Annotated in this window: 10 protein-coding genes and 1 tRNA gene; 1 reads left to right on the top strand and 10 read right to left on the bottom strand. The window is 56.3% G+C overall.

Features of this window, described 5'->3' with window-relative positions:
- Window positions 1-74 precede the first annotated feature (74 nt).
- From nifJ to ychF, 4 genes are all read right to left on the bottom strand, one after another.
- A complete protein-coding gene (gene nifJ / locus QU667_RS05065; RefSeq protein ID WP_304988223.1) occupies window positions 75-3602 on the bottom strand; it encodes a pyruvate:ferredoxin (flavodoxin) oxidoreductase in 3528 nt (1175 codons plus the stop codon).
- A gap of 277 nt (window positions 3603-3879) precedes the next feature.
- Window positions 3880-4104, bottom strand: a complete 225-nt coding sequence (locus QU667_RS05060; protein WP_304988221.1) for a hypothetical protein — start codon at window positions 4102-4104, stop codon at window positions 3880-3882.
- Window positions 4101-5054, bottom strand: a complete 954-nt coding sequence (locus QU667_RS05055; RefSeq protein ID WP_304988220.1) for a magnesium transporter CorA family protein — start codon at window positions 5052-5054, stop codon at window positions 4101-4103. Before QU667_RS05055 ends, QU667_RS05060 begins: the two co-directional genes overlap by 4 nt.
- 199 nt (window positions 5055-5253) lie before the next feature.
- A complete protein-coding gene (ychF, locus tag QU667_RS05050) occupies window positions 5254-6360 on the bottom strand; it encodes a redox-regulated ATPase YchF (protein ID WP_304988411.1) in 1107 nt (368 codons plus the stop codon).
- A gap of 263 nt (window positions 6361-6623) precedes the next feature.
- Here ychF and QU667_RS05045 point away from each other — a divergent pair, with 263 nt between their 5' ends.
- On the top strand, window positions 6624-6839 hold the full coding sequence (locus QU667_RS05045; protein ID WP_304988219.1) for a DUF1858 domain-containing protein: 216 nt from the start codon (window positions 6624-6626) through the stop codon (window positions 6837-6839).
- A 72-nt stretch (window positions 6840-6911) separates the two neighbouring features.
- Here QU667_RS05045 and QU667_RS05040 read toward each other — a convergent pair whose 3' ends face one another.
- From QU667_RS05040 to QU667_RS05015, 6 genes are all read right to left on the bottom strand, one after another.
- Window positions 6912-7739: a class I SAM-dependent methyltransferase gene (locus QU667_RS05040; RefSeq protein WP_304988218.1), complete on the bottom strand. Its 828-nt coding sequence runs from the start codon at window positions 7737-7739 to the stop codon at window positions 6912-6914.
- 43 nt (window positions 7740-7782) lie between these two features.
- A complete protein-coding gene (gene amrA, locus QU667_RS05035) occupies window positions 7783-9180 on the bottom strand; it encodes an AmmeMemoRadiSam system protein A (RefSeq protein WP_304988217.1) in 1398 nt (465 codons plus the stop codon).
- Window positions 9181-9265: 85 nt separating this feature from the next.
- Window positions 9266-9350, bottom strand: a tRNA-Leu gene (locus tag QU667_RS05030).
- Between the two features lie 40 nt (window positions 9351-9390).
- Complete coding sequence (locus QU667_RS05025) at window positions 9391-11646, bottom strand: DEAD/DEAH box helicase (protein ID WP_304988216.1); 2256 nt, start codon at window positions 11644-11646, stop codon at window positions 9391-9393.
- Window positions 11643-12974 (bottom strand): ATP-binding protein, encoded by a 1332-nt coding sequence (locus QU667_RS05020; protein WP_304988215.1) that lies wholly within the window; start codon window positions 12972-12974, stop codon window positions 11643-11645. Before QU667_RS05020 ends, QU667_RS05025 begins: the two co-directional genes overlap by 4 nt.
- Window positions 12961-14472 (bottom strand): TerB N-terminal domain-containing protein, encoded by a 1512-nt coding sequence (locus QU667_RS05015; protein WP_304988214.1) that lies wholly within the window; start codon window positions 14470-14472, stop codon window positions 12961-12963. The genes QU667_RS05020 and QU667_RS05015 overlap by 14 nt, the downstream gene beginning before the upstream one ends.
- Window positions 14473-14576 lie beyond the last annotated feature (104 nt).

Raw genomic sequence — 14576 nt, 5'->3', positions numbered from 1 at the left:
TATTGCACCGCTTTGCGGCTTCTCTCCCCCACATGCGGAGAAAAATGGTTATCGGGGTGACAGGAAAGAACGCTTCACGCCTTGCCTGCGAGTTTCTTGTAGTTGTTATAGCGCGTCTCGGCATCCTTCTGCGTCTTCTCGAAGAGCGCTTCCGCTACCTCGGGGAAGTTGCTCTTGAGACTGATGTAGCGGTTCTCGCCGAGCAGGAATTCCCGGAACTTCGAAAAGTCCGGCTCCTTGGAGTCGAGCGTGAACGGATTCTTGCCCGCCTCGATGAGCTGCGGATTGTAGCGATAGTTCGCCCAGTAACCGCACGCGACGGCGAGTTTGCCCTCAAGCTGGGCACAGCCCATGCCCTTGCGGATACCATGGTTGATACACGGCGAGTAGGCAATGATAAGGGACGGTCCCGGATATGCCTCCGCCTCGCTGATCGCCTTCAAGACCTGATTCTGGTCAGAGCCCATGTCGATCTGCGCAACGTAGACGTAGCCGTAGGACATCGCCATCATGCCGAGATCCTTCTTCTTCGTCTTCTTGCCCGTTGCGGCAAACTCGGCAATTGCCGCCGCAGGGGTTGACTTCGATGCCTGTCCGCCCGTATTCGAGTAGACCTCGGTATCAAAGACCATGATGTTGACATCTTCACCCGACGCAAGGACATGATCGACACCGCCGTAGCCGATGTCATACGCCCAGCCGTCGCCGCCGAACACCCACTGCGAACGCTTGACGAAGTAATCGTTGTCCTTATAGATGCGGCAGAGGAGTTCGTCCGTTCCTTTCTCCTTTTCGAGCAGCTCACGCAGGAGGTCGGCACGGTCACGCGTACCCTCGCCGCTGTCGCGCTTTTCGAGCCAGAGCTGCATCGCTGCCTGAAGCTCGGCAGACCCCTTCTTTTCCTCGATTGCCTGTGTCACCGCAGCAGCGATGGACTCCCGCACTGCCTTCGTACCAAGCAGCATACCAAGACCGTACTCAGCATTATCCTCAAACAGAGAGTTCGCCCATGCGGGACCGTAGCCCTTCGGGTTTTTCGTGTATGGGATGGCAGGTGCGCTCGCGCCCCAGATGGAGGAGCAGCCCGTCGCATTGGCGATCATCATGCGGTCGCCAAAGAGCTGCGTGACGAGCTTCGCATATGGGGTTTCGCCGCAGCCTGCGCACGCGCCCGAGAACTCAAAGAGCGGCTGCTCGAACTGCGAGCCGATGACCGTCGTCTTCTTCATCGGGACGTTCTTGACCGAAACTTTCTCCGTGTCTACGCCATAGTCAAAATACTTCTGCGCATCGCGGAGGTTGTCGTCGAGCAGGGTCATATCGAGAGCCTTGCCAGGGCAGACCTGCGCACAGTTTCCGCAGCCGAGACAGTCGAGCGTCGAGACGGCAATCGTGAGGTTCATCCCCTTCGCCGGACGCGACTTCACGGACTGCATTCCCTCAGGTGCCGCCGCAAGCTCCTCATCCGTCGTCAACACAGGACGGATCGTTGCGTGGGGGCAGACAAAGGAGCACTGATTGCACTGGATACACTTCTCCGGACGCCATACGGGAACAGAGATCGCCGTTCCGCGCTTCTCGAACGCCGTACCGCCGACGGGGAATGTGCCGTCCTCCATACTGAGAATTTCAGAGATCTTGAGCTTGTCGCCCTCCTGACGGTTCATGACGTTCTGGATCTTCGTAATGAATTCCGGTGTCTTTGCGTTGACCGGCACTTCCTCATCGACAGCATCCTTCCACTCAGCGGGAACATTCACGCGATGGAGGGCTTCGATCCCCTTGTCAATCGCACCGTTGTTCATGTTGACGACCTTTTCGCCCTTGCTGCCGTAGGATGTGACGACCGCATCCTTGAGGTACTTGACCGCATCGTCGATGGGAATAATGTTCGCGAGCTTGAAGAAGCCCGACTGCATGACCATGTTAAAGCGTCCGCCAAGTCCGAGGTCACGCGCAATCTGCACCGCATTGACCGTGTAGAACTCAATCTCGTTCTGTGCAATGTAGCGTTTCATGGATGCAGGGAGATGCGTCGAGAGCTCCTCGTCCGTCCAGAACGTGTTGAGAAGGAACTTGCCGCCCTTCTTAAGACCTGCGAGCAGATCATACTGACGGACATAGGACTGCTGCGAGCAGGAGATGAAGTCCGCCTTGTTGATGAGATACGGGCTGATGATGGGCGACTTGCCGAAGCGCAGGTGGCTCATCGTGATACCGCCCGACTTCTTCGAGTCATAGGCAAAGTACGCCTGTGCGTACATATCCGTCTTATCGCCAATGATCTTGATCGCGCTCTTGTTCGCGCCGACCGTGCCGTCCGAGCCGAGCCCCCAGAACTTGCACGCCGTCGTCCCCGGCTTCGTGAGGTTGACATCACCGTGGATCGGCGTGAGGCTGCAATGAGTGACATCATCGACAATGCCGAGCGTAAAGCCGTGCATCGGCTCGTCCTTCTTCAGCTCCTCGTAGACCGCAAAGACCTGATCCGGCGTAGTGTCCTTGCCGCCGAGACCGTAGCGACCGCCGACAATGACGGGGGTCATCCCCGAGCTGTAGTATGCCGCCTTGACATCGAGGTAAAGCGGCTCGCCGAGCGCTCCCGGCTCCTTCGTGCGGTCGAGAACAGCGACCTTCTGCACCGTCTTCGGAAGATACTTGAAGAAATGTTCGATGGAGAACGGACGATAGAGGTGAACGGAGAGCAGACCTACCTTTTCGCCCTGCGCATTGAGGTATTCGGCAACCTCCTCCGCCGTCTGGCAGATCGAACCCATCGCGATGATGATGCGATCCGCATCGGGTGCGCCGTAGTAGTCAAAGAGATGATGCTCGCGCCCCGTGATCTTCGCCATCTCAGCCATAGCCTCTTCGACAAGCTCCGGAATGGCATCGTAGTAGCGGTTGACCGCCTCGCGCCCTTGGAAGTAGATGTCGGGGTTCTGCGCCGTACCGCGCACTGCCGGATGATCCGGGTTGAGCGCACGGCGGCGGAATGCGTTGACCGCATCCCAGTCGAGAATCTTCGCGAGATCGGCATAGTCCACAACCTCGATCTTCTGAATCTCATGCGAAGTACGGAAGCCGTCAAAGAAATTGATGAACGGAATGCGCCCCTTAATCGCAACGAGATGCGCTACCGCAGCGAGATCCATGACCTCCTGTACGCTCGACTCTGCGAGCATGGCGACACCCGTCTGGCGCGCCGCCATGACATCCTGATGATCGCCGAAGATATTCAGCGAGGATGCCGCAATTGCGCGTGCGCTGACATGGAACACGCCCGGCAGAAGTTCACCCGCGATCTTATACATATTCGGAATCATGAGCAGAAGTCCCTGCGATGCCGTATAGGTCGTCGTGAGAGCTCCCGCCTGAAGTGAACCGTGCACCGCTCCTGCAGCGCCTGCCTCCGACTGCATTTCGATGAGGCGTACCTTCTGTCCGAAGATATTCTTCATTCCCTTTGCAGCAAGGCTGTCGACGTGCTCCGCCATCGGCGAGGACGGTGTGATCGGATAGATCGCCGCCACGTCCGTGAAGGCATAGGAGATATAGCCCGCAGCAGTGTTACCGTCCATTGTCTTCATTTTCTTGGCCATGTTACTGCTCCCCTCTCAATGGAAATGCGTCTGCATCCCAAAAATATTAAAATATAACCACATGAGCAAAGAATTTGTCCCCTCGTGATTCTTTGATAAAAAGAATCAAAAAGAATATCTATGGAGGAATACCGATTCAATACTTTCTGTTTATTATACAACGTAACATAGGGGTTGTAAACAGGATAGGTCTTCTCAGTGGTCTAAAAGCCGGTGTTTTCTCATTGTTTTTTATGATAAAAATATCTAATCATCCTATCAAAAAACGAGCCGCACGCTAGCAGCTCGTTCGTCCCAAAAGGGGGTGTTCCGTTGGCCTGAGGTCACGCACCCGTATGAGATGAAGTGCATCGGCGAGCTCGACGTCATGGCGGCAGCTGCCCTCCTCGTACACATAGACGGGCGGGTCGGCACCAATCTCACTCGCGGGCATATAGACATACTCATCCGTATTTCGGTCACCAAAGATGATGCCGCGCAAGAGCTGCGCTTCGCGTATCAAAACATATCCCTCCGCCAGAGCATATAGACCACGGTCGTAGACACACAGGCTGCGATGATGACCACGCGCATAAAGCCGAGCGGATCACCTTCATACGGCACAGGCACATTCATGCCGAAGAAACTTGAAATCACTGTTGGAATCGCAAGGATAATCGTGATTGCCGTCAGGAATTTCATCACGAGGTTCAGATTGTTCGAAACAATCGAGGAGAAGGTATCCGCGAGCCGTGCAAGGATCGTGCTGTACATCTCCACCATCTCACGTGCCTGCTTGTTCTCGATGATGACATCCTCAAGGAGATCCTCATCCTCCTCGTACATTTTGAAGATATGATGCATTGAGGTATTCGTCCGCAGCCGCATTAGCCGATCGAGAACCGCACCGTTCGAACGCAGTGCGGCATTGAAGTACGTCAAACCCTTTTGCAGCTGCAAAAGGCGCAGGATCTCGCTGTTTTTCATATCGTGGCGCAGACGATCCTCGATCTCCTCGGAGAGCTTGCTGATCTGGCGCAGGTAACGCAGATAGAACACGTCCGACTTATAGAGGATCTGAAAGAGGAAGCGCGTCCGCTTGTACGTGCGGAAGAGCTTCGCCGTGCGCTCGTTAAACTCCGCCATGACCGGCGTTTCCTCAAGGCAGACCGTGATGATGTGCTCATCCGTAAGGATGATCGCGAGAGGCAGCGTGTCGTAACTGTCCTCACCGCGATAGACAGGGACGTTCGTCAGGATCATGACCGAGTCGTCCTCGACATCCGTATGCGACCGTTCCTCATCGTCGAGCGCGGAACGCAGGAAGTCGGGATCGACCTCGGTCAGCGTACTCACGACCTTCAGCTCGTACGGGGTCGGGTTGACAATGTTGATCCACGCCCCCTTCGTGAGCGTCTTGAGGGACAGCTCCTGCAAAGGGCCGGATTCCATGGATTTATAGATTTGCAGCAAGGGATGGCACTCCTTTCCGTGCGCCCTCCCCTATCCGGACAATGTGTCGAAACAAAGAGAGGACGCGATACATAAGTGAGGATCGGGCTGCAAAGGTGTATCGTCCATGCTCTTCACTTCCTTTCAAAATATCTCCCGTAAAATGACCGAATGAATTGTAACGCATAATGTGCTGCTTGTCCAGAGCCACAGAAAAAAATCATACATTAAAGCGGAAATTCACCACATCGCCGTCGCGCATGACATAATCCTTTCCCTCAAGGCGCACCAACCCCTTGTCCCGCGCTGCTGCAACGCTGCCGAGGGCGACGAGATCATCGTAGTTCACAATCTCGGCACGGATGAAGCCGCGCTCAAAGTCCGTGTGAATTTTCCCCGCAGCCTTCGGCGCCGTCGTCCCGCGCGTAATCGTCCATGCACGGCACTCATCCTCGCCCGCTGTAAGGAAGGTCTGCAGCCCGAGCAGGGCAAACGCCCCATGGATGAGCCGATCAAGCCCACTCTCGGACAGACCCAAATCTTCAAGGAATACCGCAGCTTCCTCCGCATCGAGCTCCGCGATCTCCTCCTCAAGCCGCGCCGAAACCGTCACCACCTGTGCCCCCGTGCGTGCGGCATACTCCTTGACCGTCTGCACGTGCGGATTCTCCGCATCCGCCGTTGCCGCCTCATCCTCACCGACATTCGCGATGTAGAGAATCGGCTTGCGCGTGAGGAGGTTCAAATCACGCAGCATCACCTGCTCCTCATCCGAGAGTTCCACCTCACGCGCGGGTTTTCCCGCGTCAAGTGCAGATTTCAGACGTTCAAGCGCAGCGTGTTCCGCCTTTGCGTCCTTGCTGCCCGATTTGAGCAGCTTCGTCACCTTCACCATACGCTTATCGACTGCCTCAAGATCGGCAAGACAGAGCTCCGTCTCGATGATGTCGATGTCGCGCAGCGGATCGACCGCGCCCTCGACGTGCGTGATGTCCGTGCTCTCAAAGCAGCGGACAACATGCGCCACGGCATCCACCTGCCGGATGTGCTCCAGGAATTTATTGCCGAGCCCCTCGCCCTTCGACGCTCCCTTTACCAGCCCGGCGATGTCCACAAAGCGGACACTTGCCGGCGTTGTTTTTTTCGAATGGTAGAGATCGGTCAACACCTTGAGACGCACATCCGGCACCGCCACCACACCCACATTCGGCTCAATCGTACAGAATGGATAGTTCGCCGCCTCTGCACCCGCCTTCGTAATCGCATTAAAAAGCGTACTTTTGCCCACATTCGGCAAACCAACGATTCCAACCTCAAGATTGCTCACAATGATTACCTCTTTCACAGACTGAAGTCACGCGATATTCCTTCGATAAAACAGCTGCACTCGTTATGTTATAGCAAAAAAAAGGGAGAAGGTCAATCATTGTGCGCCGCTCGCGGCAGGAGAAGCATATATCTTTTCTTATGAGCATACCTGCAAATGTCACAAATGCTACTTCCATTTTTGAAATCTTGTGTTATAATTTGAAGCAATTAGGGGAATTCCCCCTTTATTGTCAATTATCTTCATCATATAGGAGGTCTATCATGGCAATTACAAAAGATATGAGCATCGTCGAGATCGTTCAGACGTATCCTGACACCGTCGAGGTTCTGATGAATGCGGGCATGGGCTGCCTCGGCTGCGCGGCATCGCATTTTGAGAACATCGAGCAAGGAGCGTTGGCACACGGCATCGACATCGACGCTCTGATCGAAGCACTCAACGCAACGATCGGCGAGAAATCTGCTGCGGCGCAGTAATACAGACATACACAGCAAAAGCTCCTCTTCCACGTGAAGAGGAGCTTTTGCTTGCGCTCAATACTAAACACATTACGGAACAAGATCTCTCTTGTCCCACCATATAACTGCCGATCTCGTCGCAACCGTGCACATTCCATTCTTCGCTTCTGCCTGTACTTCATCACGAATTCTTTGCATCACCTGTGGTGTTATATCCCCTTCGTACTGCTCAAAGGCGATTGAGCGATACTGTGCCTCGTCCTCCACAGAGCGCTCGCAGCGATAGTCAATCACGCGGACATTGGCAAAGCGCCCTTGAGCCACAAGCATATTGTAAAGGATTTGAAACTCTTCCACATCACCACAGCTCGACGCTCTCGGATTCTTTTTGTCCGGGATTTCCGCCACAATTGCACAATAACGGTTGGAATATGACTCCATCTGTAAGATCAGCGGCCATACATCCTCGTACATCCAAAAGACAAGCGAAACCGTTACGAGATCGAAGGCATCATTCAACGCACTATCCGACGGAAAGTCTTGCAGCATTTTCTCGATCACAGCATAGTTCCCGATCCCTGCTTCATCGGCATTCTCTCTGAGAAGTGCTGCCATTTCCCGCGAGGGCTCGATAGCCGTGACAAATTTCACGTGCTTTGCAAAGGGAACCACAAACGACCCCGGTCCCGCCCCAATGTCCAGCACCGTGGTATCTGCATTCAAAACAGACTGTAGCGCCGCATAAACCCGCTTTCCATAGTCATAGTCATTGCTCTTGCGCATCGCAGAAAAATCCCTGGCACGCTTGTCCCAGTAATCCACTTGAGGATTTGCACGTATGCGCTGTATGCGTGCATGAAACTTCTCCTGCCAGAGCCCATTCCAAAAAGAAAATTCACTTCCTTGAACATCTCCCATGTAAACATCTCCCTTGGGGAATCACAGATATATTCCTCAAATCTCAATGATGCCGTTCCACCGTAAATCGCGCGAGCGCAATCGGCTCCTTCGGCTGAATGCGCGCCTTCTCACGTGCAATGGCAATCTGATCCTCTGCTGTATCAATGCCTGCGAGATCGGGCAGCAGCAGCCCCCGCCGCTGATCCGTCAGGCTCTTGACAATCACGCCATAAATCTTCGGATCGAGTTGTGCCGCCGATTCAATCGGCTCCGGCACACTCAGCACGTCCACGGAGTAGACGAGACGGTTCAGCTCCCCCTCCTCAATCGGTTCAAAACGCCCGTCATGCACTGCTGCCGAGACAGCGTTGTAAAAGATCTCCTCTCCAAGCGTTTTCTGAGCGGGCGCAAACGTTCCGATGCAGCCGCGCAGCTTGCCGTATTTCTTGATGGATACAAACGCGCCCGCACGCCGCTCCATCAGCACACGTGGCAAGTCGCTCGGCATCACCGCAAATCGGTGTGTCCGCACAAAATGCTCGATGCTCATGCGTGCAAGCCGTACATAATCGTCCTCCGCCGCACGCAGTTCGGCAATCGCCCGATCCTCCGCACGCACGAGCTGCGCTGCGAAGTCATTCGCCTCGTTCCGCCCTGTCACGGTAAAGGAAGCAACGGCATACCCCACACCAAATGGAGCTTCGTAGCTGTGCAGAACTGCATCCATCGCCGCACGGTCGAGCGCACCCGCGAGCACCCACAGCCCATTCAATCCGCAGTGACCCGCCGCTTCGGCAAAACTGCCCGGAATCTGCAAGAGCGAGAGGAAATCCCCTGTTTTTAGAAACGCTGTGCAGAGCTCGTCAAACTCCGCGCCCTCGGGCGCAAACCCATTTGCTCCGCCCTCCGTCAGACGATGTGAGAGATCGCCGCTCGCAATGCAGACAGTGCGCCGTCCAAGCTGCTCCGCCGTCGCCGCAATCAACTGCCCGAGCAAGGCATGTGTATGCGCAGGTAACCCCGCGATACCGATGCGGACAAATTTGGTCGGCGCATCTCCCAGATATTCACTCAAAAAGAAGAGCGGTATCATCGTCCCGTGGTCAAGCGACGGATGCTTCTCCCCGAGTGTTCCCGCCGGAAGCTCCTTCTCCCCCGCAAAAGCAGAGAGGACACGCACAAAATCCTCGTCATACGGAATGTCGACGGAGATCTCGGGATGCCCGAACGCGGCAAAGTTTCCCTCCGCTCCCGCGCCCGGTGAGATGTGAAAGAAATCATCGTATGCCGTCGCGTGCGGGCTGATGATGACGACGGTATCGGGACGCAGCGCCGCCGCCGCGCGCATCACCTCATGATATGCCCGAACAGTCGCAGCGATCTCCCGCTCCCGTCCCGCGCCAATCGCAGGGATGATGAGCGGCGGATGCGGTACGGCATAGGCGGCAAGGATGGACATTACGATCACTCCCCATAGAAAAAAAGCCGACTGCAAAACAGTCGGTTAATGGAACTGCACCAAATGTGCAAAAGAAATACGAAGCTGGTGCGGATGAAGGGGGTCGAACCCATACGCCTTGCGGCACCGGATCCTAAGTCCGGCGCGTCTGCCAGTTCCGCCACATCCGCATATGCAGGAAACGCTGATAAACTCAGCAAACGTATTCTATCATGACCGTGCGGGGCTGTCAATCCGTGCGTTTGACCACGAGAGCACAGCCGCACGCATCTCCTCCACATCCAAAACACCATAAGCAAAGCCTCGACGCACAAGCTCCGTCGGGAGAAATTCATCGTATTTGTCAAAGATCGGCACCTCATCGGGATAGAGGAGTTCCATCGGATCAAATTCCTCAGCCGCTTCCTCCGCGAGAATGCAAAAGAACTCCGAGGGCATAACTCTCATCGTAAACTGTATAAAGTACGGACGCATCGACTCAAACCCACGCAGTCCGAGCCGTGTCCCGCAGCGAATCCGCAGGAACCGTTCAAGAGCAAGAAACGCATAGCTGCCGAGCCACGGCAGGAGTGCGTACATCTCGCCGCCGAGCGGGATGAGCACATCCTCCGCTGCACGCGAATGTCGCGCCGTATCACGCGCCTGCGAAAGACGCGCTATGGCGTTTTTCAACAGATATGGCGGAATCAGCTCCTCGCGCAAGACCTGCCGCATCCGCTCAAGGATGCGCGTGTGGATGTCGCCGGGACACTCACCGAAATAGGCGGGCACATTCCCCCGCACCATCTCGCAGTAGACGAGATGTCGCTTGCGGTCAACCTCAAGCACGCGCCAGACGTGCCCTGCGATCGCGATCTTCTCCCCAACGGGCGGCGGCGTGACAATCGTTCCAATCTCCTGTGACTCACTGCGAACAGTGTACTCCTCGTTCTCCTGAAAGACACCATAAAAACGGTAGGACTGTACAACGCGCTCCCCCGAAAGTCCCACGATCAGCCCGCCGCGCTCCGTCTGCTGCAAATGTTCCTGTGCAATCAGATGCCGCAGGAGCGTGCGGTAATCCTCCTGCGTGATGCGATGAAAGATATGCAGGGAGAGCACGCGATCCGCGAGCGCACGCGGGGAGAGCTCCCCACAGGATGCCGCGACGCTCATCGTCTGATGATAGAGCAGACTGAACGGCAGACGATCCAAACGCGGCGGCTCGACCCAACGCTCCTCAAGGTAAAGCTGGATGAGAGCAATCCCCTGTAAGAGTTTCCATGGAATCGTTGCGGGCAGGAGCGCACGCGCCTCGCACTGCTCCTCGCGCACAACGAAGTGCATCTCCTGCGGTTGTCCACGCCGCCCCGTGCGCCCCATGCGCTGAAGAAAGGACGAAACCGTCCACGGTGCATCGATTTGAAAGGCGCGCTCAAGCCGTCCGATGTCAATACCGAGTTCGAGGGTTGCCGTCGTACACGTTGTAAAGAGGCTGTCCTCATCCTTCATACGCGCCTCCGCCGTTTCGCGGAACGCAGCGGAGAGATTGCCGTGATGGATGAGAAAGCGATCCGGCTCATGCTGTTTCTCACAGTAAGCACGCAGAGTTGTCGTTACCGCCTCGCACTCCTCACGCGAGTTCACAAAGACGAGACACTTCTTTCCACGCGTATGGGCAAAGATATAACCAAGCCCGGGATCGGCGGCCTCGGGCGGGGTATCCGTCGGTGCGCCGAGAACATCCGTCACAACGATGTCCTCGCGCCCCTCCCCCGCCTGTGTGTCACGCACATAGAAGTGTTCGAGCGAAAGCCGCCATTTATTCCCCCGTGCCTCGATCTGCGGAACAAACGTCTCGCGACCCGTCCCCGCCGCAAGGAAGTCCCCCGCACGCCGCGCATCGCCAATGGTCGCCGACAGTCCAATACGACGCGGCTGCACGCCCGCGATGCGTGAGAGGCGTTCGATCAGGCAGAGTGTCTGCCCGCCGCGGTCGCCGCGCAAGAGTGAATGCAGCTCGTCGATCACAACAAAGCGCAGGTCGCCGAAGAGCTTCGAGATCGCCGCATGGCGATGTAGGAGCAGTGCTTCCAGCGACTCGGGTATGATTTGCAGAATGCCCGACGGATGCTTCATCAGCCGTGCCTTATGCGTCTGCCCGACATCCCCATGCCAGTGCCATACGGGAATATCCGCCCTGCGGCAAAGATCCGTCAGACGCTCGAACTGATCGTTGATGAGTGCCTTGAGAGGGCCGATATAGATACATCCGACAGAGCTCGGCGGATTCTCGTGAAAAAGTGTGATGATCGGAAAAAACGCCGCCTCCGTCTTGCCCGCCGCCGTGGATGCCGTGAGCAGCACATGACCGTCCGTTCCGAAGATCGCATCCGCCGCCGCGATCTGGATGCCGCGCAGATGCTTCCACTCCTGCGCATAGATATAGTCACGTACAAAGGGCGCATAGCGGTCGAACACGTTCACAACTCGAACTCCGCAAACTGTGCACTGATTTCCGCGCCCTCCACCTCATTCTGCGCATAGGAAAACGCATCCGAACCAAGCAGATCGGCAAGTTTCAATGCAGGATTTTGGTAGATAATATCGAGCACCTGAATGAAGTCGCGGATCACCTCGCGCGGCGTGATATGCGTGTCCGCACCGATGCGCCCAAACTCGATGCGGATAAAGTCCGCAAGATCCTCCTGCGTCACAATCTGCACGTAGTCGTAGAGCCCCGCGTGGATGGCGGCAAGTTTTTCGATGAGGACGAGCATTTCCTCATGCGTGAGCGGAGAGAGCCGTATCACAGGCGAGAGCAGGTCGCGATGCTCCCCTGCAAAGCGTCCCTCGGCAAGCCGTGAGCGCAGTGCCTCATAGCTGTATACCCCACGCCGCGTATCCTCCATGCACGCGGGCGTGCCGCAGAGGATCATGCCGAGGTACTGCGCGCGCCCCTGCATCGCATCGTTATACATCGTGAGAATCTTCTCGTAGTTGTACTGGCGCGTGACCGCGTGCGGAATCTTGTAGATGTTCACGAGTTCGTCGATGAGGATGAGCATTCCCGCATAGCCCGCTTGCCGCAGGAATGCGGCAAAGAGTTTCAGATACTCATACCAGTCGTCGTCCGTGATGATGATGTTCACACCGAGATCGTGCCGCGCCTCGGTCTTCGTCGTATACTCCCCGCGAAACCAGCGTGCAACCTGCGCCCGCTTCTCATCGTCGCCGTCCCGATAGGCATGATAGTAGAGCGTCAGAAGCCGCGTAAAGTCAAACCCGTGCACGAGATCGTTCAGCCCATAGATGATCGCCGCGATACGGCGATCAACAGCAGCGGAAAAATCGGGGTGCTCGGGGGCGATACCATCCTCCGTCACGATTTCCTGCTGTACGCGGCTGATCCAGCGGTCGAGGATGAGCGTGAGCGCCCCGCCCTCGGGCATCGTCTTCGTCGCCATATTGCGGATGAGCTCACGGTACGTCGCGAGCCCCTGCCCGCGCGTTCCCTGCAAGCGGCGTTCGGGCGAGAGGTCGGCATCCACCACGACGAAATTCTTTGCCATAACATAGCTGCGGATCGTCTGCAAGAGAAAGCTCTTGCCGCTGCCGTAGCGCCCAACGATAAAGCGGAAGGAAGCCCCGCCGCCCTCGATCATCTCCACATCCGAGAGCAGTGCCTCGATCTCGCTGCGCCGCCCGACCGTGATGTATGGGAGACCGATGCGCGGCACAACGCCGCCCTTGAGTGCATTCACGAGTGTTTGAGCAATGCGGCGCGGAATTTTCTTCGGTTCATTCACAGCCATGCAGATACCTCTCTATTAGTTCGTTCTGATAGTCGGAAACGATGGCGGGTGGGTCGCCCTCGATCACCGTATCCGCAAAATCATCGTACAGTTTTTCATTGATCCCATCGACGAGCACGGAGAGCATCAGCCCCTCTGTGCGCACCCACGAGAGATCGCCATCACCAAGAAGTGCGCGGAGCAGCCGAAGCTCCACCGCATCCAGACCATTGATAGCCCCTGCCCCCTCTGTCGTCACAGAATCGACGGGCAGCGTATCCTCAGAGGATGACGGAGGAACGACAGGCGAAGGCTCACAAACGGACATCATCGGAGGCTCTTCCTCCTCCACGATCAGCCGCTCCTGCGTCACATCGGCATCCGCACGAATGCGCGCCAGCTGTGAAAAGTCGAGCCGGACACGCCGCGCCTCTGCCGCCCTCTGCTCCGCAAGAAAGTCGGTGATCTCCTCATCAATTATTTTTGCCTGCCATTTTTTCAGCTTTGGCGGCTGAATCGCCGTGATTCCAAAATGTGCACGCAGCCCTGCATCCACACCGCGCAAAAACACACCCAAACGCTGTGCCGCACGCGCGGGACGCTCATACGAGTGCAGCGTCCAGTATCCGCTCACGCATTCATAGCGGCGCAGAGGATGCACCTCATAGACGCGATCCGGTTCCTCCTTGGGCGGCTGAAATACTGCAGAGGAAAAGAGGCGGACGGGCGCAGTCTGCTCCACGGCAATCAAATCGTCAAAGAAACTGATCTGACGATGCTTCTCATAGTACGCCGCAACGCGATCCAGCACGCGGAGCGCGACTGTATTCACCTCTGCCGTATGAGCACGGTATAGCTTCGAGCGTTCCAGACGATAGGAGGAGAGAACGCAGACTGCCGCCATCGTCTCCTCTGTTGTATGCTCCGTGCGATGAAGCACCGTACAGATTGCATCGTCCTGTTCCCGATACGAGAGGGCATTCCCACGCCATGTAATCAGCTTTGGATCAAGCCCATAGTAAATAACGAAATCAGCTTCCCAATGCACAATATAATGACAGATCTGTAGGTCAAGCGCGCGATATGCCTCACAGAAGGAATGCAGCTTCTCATAGCCGTCCTGTGCGTCCCTGCACCCGATGAGATGCAGCAGCTCATACACGTAGAGAGACGCATAGGACATCCCCCGCTTCTCTACTCTTCCCTTCCGCACCGCCGTTCGCCATGTGAAGTAGCCGCGCAGCTGTGCATCCGAGAGCGAATCGTATGTCGGGAAATACTGATTCACTGTGCCGTTGTAAGCGTAGTCGTCCTCATAGTTCACCATCAGACGCGCCTGTTTCAGAAAGAGTTCCGCCCGCGACTGCCAATAATCGCGTGTCGTCGTGACAAGCGAACGCATTGCGCACAGGAGCTTCGGCATTGGCGGCTTGGGCGTAGGTACGGGCGTAGGGATCGCTTCATCGCGATAGATCATCCGCAGCGCACGCTGTACCGCTCCCAGTTTTTTTCCACCCATCACACACCTCCGTCCGTCTGTTCGATTCCTCCTCCCTATTTTACTACGAATCTGAAAAATAGCAAGAAAATACGCCTCCCGCCGGGCAGCAGGAGACGTGTTTT

Source organism: Selenomonas dianae (genome assembly GCF_030644225.1).
Taxonomy (GTDB): Bacteria; Bacillota; Negativicutes; order Selenomonadales; family Selenomonadaceae; genus Centipeda; species Centipeda dianae.
This window is presented reverse-complemented; position numbering and strand designations above follow the sequence as displayed.